This is a genomic window from Micromonospora sp. RTBAU3-60 (assembly GCF_054963695.1).
On sequence record NZ_JBUEGB010000005.1, the window covers coordinates 126,471 to 140,069 of the forward strand.

Annotated in this window: 15 protein-coding genes, 1 tRNA gene and 1 pseudogene; 6 read left to right on the forward strand and 11 right to left on the reverse strand. The window is 74.2% G+C overall.

Features of this window, described 5'->3' with window-relative positions; genetic code table 11:
* Positions 1-202 precede the first annotated feature (202 nt).
* Positions 203-274, reverse strand: a tRNA-Lys gene (locus ACY34I_RS07235).
* Positions 275-419: 145 nt separating this feature from the next.
* Here ACY34I_RS07235 and ACY34I_RS07240 point away from each other — a divergent pair.
* Together ACY34I_RS07240 and ACY34I_RS07245 are read left to right on the forward strand one after the other, a co-directional pair.
* Complete coding sequence (locus tag ACY34I_RS07240; RefSeq protein ID WP_462753662.1) at positions 420-893, forward strand: anthrone oxygenase family protein; 474 nt, start codon at positions 420-422, stop codon at positions 891-893.
* Positions 894-1,017: 124 nt separating this feature from the next.
* A complete protein-coding gene (locus tag ACY34I_RS07245; RefSeq protein ID WP_462753664.1) occupies positions 1,018-2,100 on the forward strand; it encodes an NAD-dependent epimerase/dehydratase family protein in 1,083 nt (360 codons plus the stop codon).
* A 91-nt stretch (positions 2,101-2,191) separates the two neighbouring features.
* On the opposite strand, the gene ACY34I_RS07250 is transcribed toward ACY34I_RS07245, so the two are convergent.
* The 4 genes from ACY34I_RS07250 to ACY34I_RS07265 all read right to left on the reverse strand — a co-directional run bounded on the left by ACY34I_RS07250 (position 2,192) and on the right by ACY34I_RS07265 (position 5,691).
* The gene (locus tag ACY34I_RS07250; protein WP_462753666.1) at positions 2,192-2,941 is read right to left on the reverse strand and encodes a ZIP family metal transporter; all 750 of its coding nucleotides are present in this window, start codon (positions 2,939-2,941) and stop codon (positions 2,192-2,194) included.
* A gap of 39 nt (positions 2,942-2,980) precedes the next feature.
* A complete protein-coding gene (locus ACY34I_RS07255) occupies positions 2,981-4,177 on the reverse strand; it encodes a GNAT family N-acetyltransferase (RefSeq protein WP_462753668.1) in 1,197 nt (398 codons plus the stop codon).
* 141 nt (positions 4,178-4,318) lie between these two features.
* On the reverse strand, positions 4,319-5,038 hold the full coding sequence (locus tag ACY34I_RS07260) for a PP2C family protein-serine/threonine phosphatase (protein ID WP_462753670.1): 720 nt from the start codon (positions 5,036-5,038) through the stop codon (positions 4,319-4,321).
* Between the two features lie 104 nt (positions 5,039-5,142).
* Positions 5,143-5,691, reverse strand: a complete 549-nt coding sequence (locus ACY34I_RS07265) for a helix-turn-helix domain-containing protein (protein ID WP_462753672.1) — start codon at positions 5,689-5,691, stop codon at positions 5,143-5,145.
* A gap of 81 nt (positions 5,692-5,772) precedes the next feature.
* Between ACY34I_RS07265 and ACY34I_RS07270 the strand changes: the two genes are divergently transcribed.
* Positions 5,773-6,993 carry a benzoate/H(+) symporter BenE family transporter gene (locus tag ACY34I_RS07270; RefSeq protein ID WP_462753674.1) on the forward strand — a complete coding sequence of 407 codons (1,221 nt, stop codon included), beginning with the start codon at positions 5,773-5,775 and terminating at the stop codon, positions 6,991-6,993.
* An 8-nt stretch (positions 6,994-7,001) separates the two neighbouring features.
* On the opposite strand, the gene ACY34I_RS07275 is transcribed toward ACY34I_RS07270, so the two are convergent.
* From ACY34I_RS07275 to ACY34I_RS07290, 4 genes are all read right to left on the reverse strand, one after another.
* The gene (locus tag ACY34I_RS07275; RefSeq protein WP_148794007.1) at positions 7,002-7,361 is read right to left on the reverse strand and encodes a hypothetical protein; all 360 of its coding nucleotides are present in this window, start codon (positions 7,359-7,361) and stop codon (positions 7,002-7,004) included.
* Positions 7,362-7,391: 30 nt separating this feature from the next.
* Positions 7,392-7,640 (reverse strand): hypothetical protein, encoded by a 249-nt coding sequence (locus ACY34I_RS07280; protein ID WP_462753676.1) that lies wholly within the window; start codon positions 7,638-7,640, stop codon positions 7,392-7,394.
* 80 nt (positions 7,641-7,720) lie between these two features.
* Entirely contained in the window at positions 7,721-8,191 is a 471-nt protein-coding gene (gene mscL, locus ACY34I_RS07285) for a large conductance mechanosensitive channel protein MscL (protein ID WP_462753678.1), read from the reverse strand.
* A gap of 40 nt (positions 8,192-8,231) precedes the next feature.
* Positions 8,232-8,915 carry a FadR/GntR family transcriptional regulator gene (locus ACY34I_RS07290; RefSeq protein ID WP_462753680.1) on the reverse strand — a complete coding sequence of 228 codons (684 nt, stop codon included), beginning with the start codon at positions 8,913-8,915 and terminating at the stop codon, positions 8,232-8,234.
* A 49-nt stretch (positions 8,916-8,964) separates the two neighbouring features.
* On the opposite strand from ACY34I_RS07290, the gene ACY34I_RS07295 reads away from it, so the two are divergent.
* The gene (locus ACY34I_RS07295; protein WP_462753682.1) at positions 8,965-10,257 is read left to right on the forward strand and encodes an MFS transporter; all 1,293 of its coding nucleotides are present in this window, start codon (positions 8,965-8,967) and stop codon (positions 10,255-10,257) included.
* 10 nt (positions 10,258-10,267) lie between these two features.
* Here ACY34I_RS07295 and ACY34I_RS07300 read toward each other — a convergent pair whose 3' ends face one another.
* Positions 10,268-10,624, reverse strand: a complete 357-nt coding sequence (locus ACY34I_RS07300) for an STAS domain-containing protein (RefSeq protein ID WP_148794012.1) — start codon at positions 10,622-10,624, stop codon at positions 10,268-10,270.
* Positions 10,625-10,766: 142 nt separating this feature from the next.
* Here ACY34I_RS07300 and ACY34I_RS07305 point away from each other — a divergent pair.
* Positions 10,767-12,026, forward strand: a pseudogene (locus ACY34I_RS07305) (PP2C family protein-serine/threonine phosphatase); the annotation flags it as partial.
* 30 nt (positions 12,027-12,056) lie between these two features.
* Here the strand turns inward: ACY34I_RS07305 and ACY34I_RS07310 are convergent.
* A complete protein-coding gene (locus tag ACY34I_RS07310) occupies positions 12,057-12,866 on the reverse strand; it encodes a DUF6597 domain-containing transcriptional factor (protein WP_462753684.1) in 810 nt (269 codons plus the stop codon).
* A 31-nt stretch (positions 12,867-12,897) separates the two neighbouring features.
* On the opposite strand from ACY34I_RS07310, the gene ACY34I_RS07315 reads away from it, so the two are divergent.
* Positions 12,898-13,464 (forward strand): TIGR03086 family metal-binding protein, encoded by a 567-nt coding sequence (locus ACY34I_RS07315; protein ID WP_462753686.1) that lies wholly within the window; start codon positions 12,898-12,900, stop codon positions 13,462-13,464.
* Positions 13,465-13,599 lie beyond the last annotated feature (135 nt).

The following is a 13,599-nucleotide window of genomic DNA, read 5'->3' on the forward strand; positions in this document are numbered from 1 at the left end:
ACGGCCTGTGGCAACCTGCCCGCTGAGTCGGCCTCACGGAGATCGCCGAACGCTGGGCACTGATCGACTCGATGTGCCGATAGTCGGCGTGACGGGTAGGCAGGCGGCAGCGCCCGGCGCTCGGTCGGTGCCCGGCCTACGGGTGTATGGGCCGGTTCCCAGGCAACAGCGGCCCGGTCTGGGCCGCTGACCTGAGTACGAGTGGGCCGCCAGGGACTCGAACCCTGAACCTATGGATTAAAAGTCCACAGCTCTGCCATTGAGCTAGCGGCCCGCCCGCTCAGGCTACCGGAACCCGTCCGCGCCAGGCTTCCGGCTTCCCACCGCCCATCGATGCCCGGCACCGACGCCCGACGGCCGGTACCCGCCGTGACGGAAGCGGGGTGGTCAGGAGCGTCGTTCTCCGCTTGGCTTGCCGCATGATGATCGTGCGTACGGGGGTGCTGGTCGCGGCGACCCTGCTGACCGGGCTGATGGCGGGGCTGTTCTTCGCGTACTCGTGTTCGGTGATGCCGGGGTTGGCCGCAACGGACGACCGGAGCTTCGTGCAGACCATGCAGTGGATCAACCGGCGGATCCTGAACGGGTGGTTCCTCACCGCCTTCCTCGGGTCGATGGTGCTGATCGTGGTGGCGGTGGCGCTGCACTACGCGGACGGACCGGTGCTGGTCTGGACGGGCGCGGCCCTGGTCCTCTACGGCGCCACGCTGGTGATCACCATGCGGTGGAACGTGCCGCTGAACGATCAGCTCGACCGGGCCGGCCCGGCGGACGACCCGGCGGCGATCCGCGAGCGCTTCGAGGCGCCGTGGGTGCGGTGGAACCTGGCGCGGACGATCACCTCGGTCGCGGCGTTCGGCTGCCTGATCGGGGCGCTGGTGGGCAGCGACTGACGCGCGGCGGCAGATCGGCGACGTGGCGGTGTCCTGCCGCGCGGTCACCGCCACCTCGCCGACCTGGCGTCGCACTCATGGGCCACGGCGGTTGGGACCCGCTGCAGCGGGTACGGCAGGCGACATGCGCATCGTGATCGTGGGAGCCACCGGCAACGTGGGGACGGCGCTGCTGCGCCGGCTGCGGCGGGAGTCCGGGACGGAAGTGGTCGGCGTGGCGCGCCGGCTGCCCGGGCTGGACCCGGGGGAGCCGTATGACCGGGTGGAGTGGCACTCCTGCGACATCGGTGGCCCCGAGGCCGCCGAGCAGTTGGCCGCGATCTTCGCCGGGGCGCGGGCGGTGGTGCACCTGGCCTGGCAGATCCAGCCCAGCCACGACCGGCGCACCCTGTACCGGACCAACGTCGGCGGCAGCCGCGCGGTGATCGACGCGGCCGTCCGGGCCGGCGTCCCCGCCCTGGTGTACGCGTCGTCCGTCGGCACGTACGCGGCCGGCCCGAAGGACCACCCGGTCAGCGAGCGCTGGCCGGCGACCGGGGTGCCCGAGTCGTCCTACAGCCGGGACAAGGCCGAGGTGGAGTCGCTCCTCGACGCGGTCGAGCGGGAGCGCCCGGAGCTGCGGGTGGTCCGGCTGCGGCCGGGGCTGACCTTCCAGCGGGACGCCGGCACCGAGATCAGCCGCTACTTCCTCGGCCCGCTGGCCCCGGTGCGGCTGCTGCGGTACGGCCGCATTCCGCTCGTACCCACCAACCGCCGCCTCCGGATGCAGGCGGTGCACGCCGACGACGTGGCCGACGCGTACGCGAAGGCGGTCCTGGGTGAGGCGCGCGGCGCCTTCAACGTGGCCGCGGACCCGGTGCTGACCCCGGAGCTGGTGGCCCGGCACTTCCACGGCTGGACGGTGCCGGTGGCCGTCCCGGTGCTGCGCGCGGCGGCGGCGCTGACCTGGCGGGCGCGGCTGCAGCCGGTCGACGCCGGCTGGGTCGACCTGGCGTTGAACGTGCCGCTGATGTCCAGCGAGCGCGCCGAGACCGAGCTGGGCTGGACCCCGCAGGTCGACTCGGTGACCGCGCTGCGGGAAGTCCTCACCGGCATGGCCCACCACGCCGGCACTGCGGCGCCGCCGCTCTCGGCAGCCCCCACCCTCCCCGGCCGCCCCGCGGCCCTCCTCCAGTCCCGCCTCCCCGGCCACCCCAACCCCTACTGACCACCCACCCCACTCAGCCACCAGGTCAAGAAGTTCGCGTCCGAGTCGATCTCCCTGGAGACGCAAACTTCTTGATCAACGGGTTCCGGCGTCAGGCGTGGGAGAGGGCGAAGGCGACCAGGAAGCCGAGGACGGTGATCAGGCCGACCAGCAGGTGCGCGTCCTCGAACGCCTCCGGGACCATGGTGTCGGTGATCATGGCGAGGATGGCGCCCCCCGCCAGGGCGGTGATGCCGGCCAGCACCTCGGGTGGCGCGCCGCCCAGCAGCGCGTACCCGGCCAGCGCCGCCACTCCGCTGATGAGGGCGATCGCCGTCCAGAGCAGGAAGACGTACCGCCTGGTCCGGCCGGCCCGGCGCATGCCGGCGGCGCTGGACAGCCCCTCCGGCACGTTGCTCAGGAAGACCGCGATCACCGTGACCAGGCTGACCGGGCCGCCGGTGAGCAGGCTGGCGCCGATCACCACCGACTCCGGTACGCCGTCCAGCAGCGCGCCCACCGCGATCGCCGTACCGGAGCCGGGCTGCTCCTGCTCGGAGGGCTGCTCCTCGCCGGAGCGCTTGCGGTGCCGCGCGCCGCGCCGGGCCAGCAGCACGTTCGCCCCGGTGTACGCGAGCGCCCCGGCCGCCGCCCCGATCACGGTCGGCGTCAGGCCGCCCCGTTCGTGCGCGTCGGCGATCAGCTCGAACGAGACGGCGGAGAGCAGCACTCCCGCGCCGAACGCCATGATCGACGCGATGATCCGGCGCGGTACCCGCGCGAAGTATCCGGCGACCGCGCCGATCAACAGGGCGGACCCGGCCAGCAGACCCCAGAAACCCGCTTCCAGCCACTGCGGCACGGGCAGCACCCTACGCCCGCCCCAGCGACGGGGACCAGGTCAGAAATCGGCGAACAGATAGGGCAGCTGGCGCGGGAAGATGCGGCGCAGCTCGGCGGCCGCGTCCACCGGCACCACGCCGAGCCCCCGGATGGCCACCTCCGCCGGGTCGAGCACCCCGTACGCCAGGGCGCTGAGCCCGGCGGCGGTGAGCCTCGCGGTGGGGACGGTGCCGACGGCGGCGTCGCCGGGCAGCACCTCCAGCTGCCCGGTGGCCCCGTCGAGCAGGTGGGTGCCGGCCAGCCACCGGTCGCCGACCAGCTCCACGGTGACCCGGCCGGTGCCGGCCGGCAGGCCGGCGAGCGCGTCCAGGCTCAGCAGCCGGGCCATCGGCGCCGATGACCCGGGCCGGGACACCCGCGCCTCGACGTGCACCGACAGGTCGGTGAGCCACAGTTCGGGCAGCTCATCGGCGGGCAGCTGGACGCGGACCCGCTCCACCTGGTCGACGTGGCGGGCAAAGAACTGGAGCAGCGACGCCCGGGCGTACGGGTCGCCGGCGAGCAGGTCGTCGGCGATCAGCTCGCCGCCGTGGTCGTCGATGCGGTAGGTGACCGCGCCGACCGTCGCGCCGTCTCGGACGACGGTGAGCAGCCAGCGGTCGTCCCGGTCGCGCAGCCCGACCGCGCGGAAGTCGGGGAAGACGGCGAACCCGTGCCGCTCCGCCAGGCACCGTTCGGTGTACGCGCGCCACGCCGGGTAGCCGGCGCCGATCCGCTCCCAGACCACCTCGCCGGGCAGCTCGGCGCGGAGCAGCGGGGCCAGGTCGGCCGGGGAGAAGACCGCGGTACGCCGGGCGGGCAGCCCGACGTATCCGAAGCGCTCGTAGAACGAGGCGCGGAACGGGTAGAGCGCGGTCAGCGCGTGCCCCTCGGCGCGCATCTCGTCGAGGAGCTGGTGCAGCAGCGCCCGGACGTGGCCGCGCCGGCGGGCCAGCGGATGCGTCGCCACCCCGGCCACGCCGGCCATCGGCAGGACGCGTCCGCGCAGGTTCTGCCGCATCGGGATCGCCGTGGCGGCGGCCATCGCGCCGCCGTCCTCCTCGACGACCAGCGTCCGGTTGCCCGCGTTGTACGGCAGGTACTCCCGGTACTCCTCGACCCGGGTCGGCTTCATCGGCGACGCCTCGAACGCGTACGCCTGGAGCGGGAAACTGTGGGTGAGGCGTTCCTCGGCGGCCAACCGGCGGATGATCATCCGTCCATCCCAACCCGGCAGCGCGGCGGGCGCAACCCGATTGCCGTTCAGGTCACCGGCAGGTGCCGGACGTGCCGGCGCCGGCGCAGCCGGGCGGTGGACATGGACACCCCCGCCACCGCGAGGACCAGTACGGCCGGGTCAGACCTCGGTGACGTCGGAGACCACGACCGTGACGTTGTCCGGCGCGCCGGCCTGGTGGGCGAGCTTCACCAGCTGCTCGCCGCACTGCTGCCGGTCGCCGTACGTGGCCAGGGCCGAGGCGATCGCGACGTCCTCCACGTAGTCGGAGAGGCCGTCGCTGCACAGCAACAGCCGGTCGCCGGGGACGACGGTGAGCGTCCCGATGGCCGGCGGCGCGTCCGCGCCCTGCACGGCGCGGGTGACCAGGGAGCGCTGCGGGTGGTGCCGGGCCTGGTCGGGGGAGAGTGCACCCTGGTCGACCAGCGCCTGCACGAAGGTGTCGTCCCGGGTGAGCTGGGTCAGCGCGGCGTCGCGCAGCAGGTAGCAGCGGGAGTCGCCGACCTGGGCCAGGACCAGGGTGTCGCCGGCGAGCAGGCCGGCCGTCAGGGTCGTACCCATGCCGTCGCGCGCCGGGTCCACCGTGATGGCGGCCCGGATGCGCTGGTTGGCGGTGCTGACCACGGCGCGCAGCGCGTCGGCGGCCTCGTCGGGGCCGGTCGGCGGGGTCAGCTCGTCCAGGATCCGGATGACGATCTCGCTGGCCACCTCGCCGGCGGGCAGGCCGCCCATGCCGTCGGCGACCGCCACCAGGCGGTCACCGGCGAGGGCGGAGTCCTCGTTGTTGGTCCGGATGAGGCCGACGTCGTTGAGGATGGCCGAGCGGAGGATGAGCGTCATGGGGTCAAGCTTGCCAAGAAGACCCCACCGCCGTCTCTACGCTACCCGGGGGTACGGCCGAGAAAGATTCCGTTGTCCGGGGCGGGCGGCCGGGTCCACCCTGGTCAGCGGCGCGGGTAGCGCAGCAGGAGGCTGGCCCGTACCTCCTCGTCGCCGACCGCCGCGTAGCTGTGCGGGACGTCGGAGGTCCAGCGCAGATGCTCGCCGGCCGCGGCGGTCAGCGGGGCGTCCACCGGCCCGGCCCGCAGCACGCCGGCGAAGACGGTGACGTGTTCGGTCACCCCGGGCTGGTGTGCGGGGGAGAGCTGGCCCGGGCCGGGGGCGACCCGCATCCGGTAGAGCTCGTAGGTCGCGTCGGTGTCGGTGAAGACCTCCAGCAGGGTGGCGCTGACCGCCGCGCCGGTGACCGTGGGGGTCGCCGCCGGTTCGGAGAGGACGGCGGTGAGCGGTACGCCGAGCTGCGCGGTGATCGCGTACAGGGTTTCCAGGGTCGGGTTGCGGGTGCCGTTCTCCAGCCCGGAGAGGGTGGCCTTCCCGACGCCAGCCAGCCGGGCCAGCGTGGAGAGGGACATGCCCCGCTCCTCGCGGAGGGTGCGGACCCGGCGGCCGACCGTCTCGGGCGCCCGGTCCCGGGCTGGTGGGGCTGCTGCCATGCGGCTATGGTGCTACATCGAGGCGTTCCGTAAACGGAACGGCCGACGGAATGGCCGACGGAACGACGGCGGGAGGATGGCGTGGCGGGTCGACTCCAACCGGTCCTGGCCGGTGTGGTGACCGCGCTGGTCGGATTCGCCAGCTCGTTCACGGTGGTGCTGGCCGGGCTGCGGGCGGTCGGCGCGGACCAGGCGCAGGCTGCCTCCGGCCTGCTCGCGCTCTGCCTCGCCACCGGCGGCTGCGCGGTCTGGCTGGGCCTGCGGCACCGGCTGCCCCTGGCGATCGCCTGGTCCACCCCGGGCGCGGCGCTGCTGGTCGCCACCGGTCCGGTGCCCGGCGGGTGGCCGGCGGCGGTCGGCGCGTTCCTGCTCACCGGCCTGCTGATCGCCGCCGCCGGACTGGTCCCGGCGCTCGGCCGGGCGGTCGCCGCGATCCCCGCTCCGGTCGCCAGCGCCATGCTCGCCGGGGTGCTCCTGCCGCTCTGCACCGCGCCCGTCCGGGCCCTCGTCGAGGTGCCCAGGCTGGCCGGACCGGTGGTGCTCACCTGGCTGGTGCTGCACCGCTTCGCCCGCCGCTGGGCGGTGCCGGGCGCGCTGGCCGTGGCGGCCGGGGCGATCGCGCTGACCGCGGCCGGGCCGACCCGGGCGCAGCTCGCCCCGACCATCGCGCTGACCACGCCCACCTGGACCCTGCCCGCGGTGGTCGGCCTCGCGCTGCCGCTGTTCCTGGTCACCATGGCCGCGCAGAACGTGCCCGGCACGGCCGTCCTCGCCGGCTACGGCTACCGCGCCCCGCTGGGCTCCGCGCTCCGGGTGACCGGCCTCGCCACCGCGCTCGGCGCGCCGGCCGGCGGCCACGCGGTGAACCTGGCGGCGATCACCGCCGCGCTGGCTGCCGGCCCCGACGCCCACCCCGACCCGGAGCGGCGGTGGATCGCCTCGGTCACCGCCGGGATCGGCATGGCGTTGCTCGGCCTCGGTGCCGGGGTGGCGACCGCCCTGGTGCTGCTCTCCCCGCCGATCCTGGTCGAGGCCGTGGCCGGGCTCGCGCTGCTCGGTGCGCTGGCCGGCGCGGTCTCGGCGGCCGTCGCCGAGCCGGACGCCCGCGAGGCGGCGGTGGTCACCTTCGTGGTCACCGCCTCCGGAGTGAGCCTGCTCGGTATCGGCGGTGCGTTCTGGGGTCTGGTCGCCGGCTGGCTGATGCTCCTGCTCTTCCGCCGCCGTCGGGGTGCCGAGCGTCCGGCACCACCCCCGACGGACCCGTCCGCCGCCGAGCCGGCCACCCCGGCGCGGGTCGGCTGATCACGGCGTCACTCCTCCTCGGGCAGTTCCGCGGCCGGGACGTCGAGGCGTACGCCGTCGTCGGTGACGGCCGTGATCCGGTCGGCCAGCACGTAGACCGCGCCGGTGCGGGCCAGTTCGGTGGATACCTTGAGATATCCGGTACGCAGCAGTCGGGCGGCCAGGTCGGCGGGGACGTCCGGTTCCTCGACCGCCGCCGACTCGATCAACTCGTCCAGGCTGCCGCCCGGATCGACCCCGGCGGGCGCCTGCACCGTCACCGCGTTCGGGTCGCCGCGCTGGACGAGATCCACGGTGCCGACCTCGGCGCCGGTCGAGTCGACCACCCGCATGCCCGTGGTGACCCGGGAAATCACCTGCTGACTCATGCCGTCAGCGGTTCCCGGGCCGGCCCGGCGCTAAACGGGCGGGGTCCAGCCGCTGGGCGGACGGGGCGAGAGCTCGCGCCAGGCGTCCGTCCCCTCCAGCAGCGCCCGGACCGTGTCCTCCGCCTCCTCCGCGCTGCCGTACTCGTAGAACTGGGAGACCCCCTCGGCGCCGCCGGCGCGCTGCTCGACGTGCCAGCGGTCGCCGTCGACCCGGAGGAAGACGTCCCGCCGGGCCAGCCGCCCCCATTTCCCGTTCCACCAGTGCCTGCGCTGCTCCATGACCGGGACTCTATCGAACATGTGTTCGACACACGTCGGCCCCCGCGGGATTCCCACGGGGGCCGGTGTGTTCGCGTACGTCAGCGCGCGGCGGGCGGCTCCGGCCGGCGGCCCAGCACGTCGTCCAGCGCGCCCCGCTGGGCCGGCGTGGCGTGGTTGCCGGCGAGCAGCGCGTCCCGGATCTCGGTGAGCAGCCGGACCTCCTCGCTCGGCGCCTTCGGCGGCGGCTCCTCGCCGCGCTTGCGCCGCTCGGCGAGCTTGTTCATCGGGAAGACGACGAGGAAGTAGAGCGCCGCCGCGGTGAGCAGGAAGGTGATCACCGCGTTGACGAAGGCGATCCAGTCGAACTCGATACCGAGCAACTTGGGGGCGGTGCCCTCGATGCCCTTGTCGCTGCCGGTGATTAGCAGCACGAAGACCCGGATCAGCGGGTCCAGGAACGACTTGGTCAGCTGAGTGACCACGCCCGTGAACGCGGCGCCGATGACGACACCGACCGCCAGGTCGACGACGTTGCCGCGCATGATGAAGTCTTTGAAGCCCTTGAGCATCCGCTCTCCCGTGCTGTCCGGTATCTCCGTCCGGGACAACCTATGCCCCGGAGGGAGCCTCCAGGAAAGCGCCGGCCTCGATCGCCGCCCGTCCCGGATCGCCGTCCCGGATCGCGTCGACCAGTCGACCGTGGTCGACGTACCGCTCGGGCTCCAGCGCGTCCCCCATCGCCTGGGCGACGGTGCTGCGCAGCGCGGCGCCGACCGAGGCGTACAGCTCGGCCAGCATGGCGTTGTGCGCGGCGGCCACCACCGCGGTGTGCAGCGCGGCGTCCGCCTCGACGAACTCGGGCACCCGGCCGGAGCGCCACGCGGCCTCCCGGGCGGCGAGCGCCGCGTCGAGCGCCGCCAGGTCCTCGGGGGTACGCCGCAGCGCGGCGAGCCGGGCCGCCTCCACCTCGAAGGCGCGGCGGACCTCGATCACCTCGGCCATCCGGTCGTCGGTGAGCCGGCGGGCCACCACCGGGGCCAGTTCGTCGGTCGACACCACGTACGTCCCGGAGCCCTGGCGGGGTTCCAGCACCCCGGCGTGCACCAGGGCGCGGACCGCCTCGCGGACGGTGTTCCGCCCCACGCCCAGCGCGGCGACGAGTTGGGGCTCGGTGGGGATCCGGCTACCCACCGGCCACTCGCCGCCGAGGATCCGGGTCCGGAGCTGCTCGATGGTCTGCCGCACCCGGTGCCCACGCGGCGGCACGGCGAGGGAATCAACGGCGCGTGTCACCGGTTACAACTCCTGCCGAAATTCATCCCATGATTGTAGGTTCGAGGTCATGACACCGCCACCCACCTGCGCCGAGGCTCCCGCCGCCGACCAGATCACCGCCGACGTGACGCCCGGTCCGGCCCCGGCGGCGGCCCCGCCGGCAGCCCGGCGCCCGGCCACGGGCGGCGCGCTGGTGCTGGTCGGCATGCTGCTGGTCGCGCTCAACCTGCGCGCCGCGGTGACCAGCCTCGGCGCCCTGCTGGACGAGGTACGCGGCGGCTTGGGCCTCTCCGGCGCCATGGCCGGCTTCGTCACCACCCTGCCCACCATCGCGTTCGCCGGGCTCGGCGCGCTCACCCCGTGGCTGGTCCGCCGCTGGCCGGCCGCCCGGGTGCTGGTGCTGGCGATGGTCGCGCTCACCGTCGGGCAGGTGCTCCGGGTGGTCACCGACTCGGCGGCGGTCTTCGTGCTCACCAGCGCGCTCGCCCTGGCCGGCATCGCGGTGGCGAACATCCTGCTGCCGATGCTGGTCAAGCAGCATTTCGCGCACCGCACCGGGCTGGTCACCGGGGCGTACACGATGGCCCTGACCACGGGCACGACGGTGGCCGCCGCCTCGGCGGTGCCGGTGGCGCACGCCTTCGGGTCGTGGCGGGCCGGGCTCGGCGTCTGGGCCGGGATGGCCGCGGTGGCCGTACTCCCGTGGGTGCCGCTGGCGCTGCGCGCCCGCGCGGCGCGGCGGACCGCGGCCCCGGACGCGGCCGTCGCCACCCCGGCGCGGGTGCGGCCGGCCCGGACCCGGCTCGGCTGGGCCATGGCGGTCTACTTCGGGGCGCAGTCGCTCAGCGGGTACGCGATCATGGGCTGGCTGGCCCAGCTCTTCCGGGACGCCGGCTACGCGCCGGAGACGGCGGGCCTGCTGCTCGCCGGGGTGACCGCGCTCGGCGTGCCGGTGGCGCTGGCCATGCCGACCCTCGCCGGCCGGCTGCGGACGCTGCGGCCGCTGGTCCTCGCGCTGACCGCCTTCTCGGCGGCCTCCTACCTCGGTCTGGCCCTCGCGGCGCACGGCCTCGCGCCGCTCTGGGTGCTGCTGCTCGCCCTCGGCCAGGGCGCGTTCCCGCTGATCCTGACCACCATCGGGCTGCGCGCCCGGACCGCCGAGGGCACCGTGGCGCTGTCGGCCTTCGCACAGAGCACCGGGTACGTCATCGCCGCGCTCGGACCGCTGCTGGTCGGCATCCTCTACGAGGCGACCGGAGGCTGGACGGCGCCGATCGGCTTCCTGCTGGTCGCGCTCGCGGTGCAGACGGCGGCGGGGCTGGTGATCGCCCGTCCCCGTTACATCGAGGACGAGCGCTGAGGCGGGACGGTCAGGAGGAGGCCGGCGTCGGGTCGCCCGCGACCGCCTGCTCCACCGTCGGGTAGGTGTGCAGCACCTCGACCAGGCCGCTGACCTCGAGGATGCGGAGCACCCCGCGCTGCGGAGCGGCCAGCCGGACCACCCCGCCGGTGTCGTCGCAGCTGTTCTTCGCCCGGACGAACACGGACAGACCGGTCGAGTCGCAGAAGGACAGCTCGGCCAGGTCGAAGACGAGGCGGTTGCGCCCCTTGTCCAGCAGGTCCGTGATCTGGTCCTGCAGCTGCGGTGCCGTCGCCATGTCCAGCTCGCCCGCGACCGACACGACGACCACGTCGCCGCGCTGTTCCGTGTGCACCGTCAGGGACATACGCAGACCTCCTGTGTTCGGTTGGAACCGTATCCCACGAGAAGGGGGATACGCAGAACGGAGGCCGGCGGGAGTGCTCCCGGTCATTCCTTTGCTGCGTGACAAGTAGCCCGCAGATTCCGGTGATAGAGTCCGCCCGTCCAGAAACCAGGGAGGTCGCCGTGGCGTTGAGCGCGATCATCCTCCCTTCGGCCGGAGCGTGACGGTGGACGGCGGCGCGGCCATGCTCCGCTACCACGAGGCCCGGCAGCAGGCCGAGTTGCTCGCCGAGCGGCTGGTCGCGCTGGCCGACACCACCGTGCAGATGCATGCCGCGCCGAACTTCGGCCGGCTGCTGGCGGCGGCCGCGGCCGGTGCGGCGCGGATCTTCAAGAGCCCGGCGGCGGTGATTGCCGAGACCTTCGACGGCGACTGCCTGGCCGGGGTGGCCGCCGCGCCGGACGCCGCCGGGGTCCTTGTCCCGTGGACCATCGACGACACCGGGATGCCCATCGGCACCACCGTCCGGATCGACGAGCCGGGCAACTGGGCGCTGGCCGACTGGCCGACCGGCGACACGGTCACGGTGGCCGCCGCCCGGCTGCGCGAGGACCGGGCGGCGCTCTACGTGGTGGTGCCGACCGCCACGCAGACCGTCCGTACGCCGGTGCTGGTGCAGCTCGCCCAGGCCGTCGCCTCGGCGGTGGAGGCCCAGCGCTCCTTCGACCAGGAGCACCGGATCGCGGTGACCCTCCAGCGCAGCCTGCTGCCCCGCCGGCTGCCCGAGATTTCCGGCCTGGACCTGGCCGTCCGGTACGAGCCGGCGAGTGCCCACACCGAGGTGGGCGGCGACTTCTACGAGCTGGTGATGCTCGACGGCCACCTGCTGATGGCGATCGGCGACGTGGCCGGGCACTCGCTGCACGCCGCGACCGTGATGGCCGAGCTGCGGCACGCGGTGCGGGCGTACGCGGTCGAGGGGCATCCGCCGGGGGTGATCCTGGACCGGGTCAACGAGCTGATGCGCATCCTGCTGCCGAGCGAGCTGGCCACGCTCTGCCTGCTGCTGCTGGACCCGGGCAGCGGGCTGATCCGGCTGGCCAGCGCCGGGCACCTGCCCGCCCTGATCAGCAGCGACGGGCGGGTGGAGTTCGTGCAGCAGTCGGCGCCCCTGCTCGGGGTCCGCGCGCCGCGCCCGCCGGACCTGGAGTTCGTGCTGCCGGCCGGCGCGACGCTGGTCCTCTACACCGACGGCCTGATCGAGCGCCGGGACGCCACGATCGACGAGGGGATGGCGGCGCTGGGGGCCGTCGCCGCCCGGGTGGACGACGACCTCGACCAGTTCTGCCAGCGGCTGCTGGTCGAGTTGGCGCCGCCGGAGATCCATGACGACGTCGCGGTGGTCGCGGTCCGTCGCCGCTGAGCACGGGTCCGTCCGCAGCGCGGCCGAGGGTCACCCGCCGCGCGACACGGCCAGCGAGCGGGCGTACGCGGCGGGGGAGACGCCGGTGACCGCGCTGAACTCGCGGACCAGGTGGGCCTGGTCGGCGTACCCGAGGTCGGCGGCGACCCGCGCCCAGTCCAGCGGCCCGGCGGCGGCCTGTTCGATCGCCTCCTGGAGGCGGTACCGCCGGATCACCCACTTCGGACCGACGCCGACGTGATCGAGGAAGAGCCGTTGCAACCGCCGGGTCGAGACGGCGTGCCGCCGGGCGAAGTCGTCCACCCGCAGGATCCGCCGGTCGGCGCGGATCTCCTCGACCAGCGCGGTGGCCTCGGCGGCCAGCGGGTCCGGCGCCGGCGCCCAGCTGGTGAGCAGCTCGTCCAGCCGGCGGCACCGCTCGTCGTCCGGGCCGGCGCAGTGTTCGCCCTGGACCGGCAGCCCGACCTGCGCGAACGGCCGGCGCTGCCCGGTCAGCTCGCTGACCGGCCGCGGCCAGAAGGGCCGGAAGCCGCCGGGGCGGAACTGGACGCCGCTGACCCGGCCGGTGCCACGCAGCGTGACGGTGAACAACTCCAGACCGACCCCGGCCACCTCACCGGTCTCCGGGCCGCCCGCCTGGGTCTGGAACACCACGTTGACCGCCGGGTGCGGCACCACCCGCTGCACGTGCGGCTCGGTCAGCTCCCAGTCGACCAGCCAGTAGTGCTCGACGTACGGGCGCAGCGCGGGCGCGGCCAGCCGGCGCCGGAAGCGCACGTTCCGCAGCAGCCGGCTCGGGTCGAGGATGCCGCGGCTGTCCCGTCGCGGTTCGTGTCGCATTTCTTCAAGACCACCCCCATACGCTGGCCCTATGAGCACGAAGACTAGTGAGCTGCTGGCCGCCGCCGCACCCCGGACGGTGGCGGTGGTCCAGAGCATCTCCGACGATCAGCTCGACCTGCCCACCCCGTGCCCCGACTACTCGGTGCGCGACCTGCTCAACCACCTGTACGACGTGGTGGTCAACTTCCAGGCGCTCGCCCGGCGGCAGGAGGTGGACTGGTCGGCGAAGGACGACCACCTGACCGAGGGCTGGCGGGACCGGTTCGCGGCGGAGACCGTACGCCTGATCGAGGCGTGGTCGGACCCGGCGGCGCTGGAGGGTGTCTCGCCGGGGATGGGGCTGCCGCAGGAGACGGTCGGCGACATGGCCCTCATCGACCTCACGGTGCACGCCTGGGACCTGGCCCGGGCGACCGGGCGGCGGTTCGAGATCGAACCGGCGGTGCTGGCGGCGGGCCACGGCTTCATGGACCGGATGGGCGAGACCGGCCAGCGGATGGGGGCGTTCGGCGAACCGGTGCCCACCACCTCCGACGCCACCGCGCTGGACCAGTTGCTCGGCCGGACCGGCCGGAACCCGGCCTGGACCCCCTGACTCCCGCTGTTCTTCCTGCATGCCAGCACGACCGTGGCAGAGCTGCGGACGACCTGATGTGACGCGGTGGCCACCGCCGACGCTGTTCGCACGGGGAGGCCCACCGGCGGCCCTCCCGGGCCGGGCCGAAGGGCC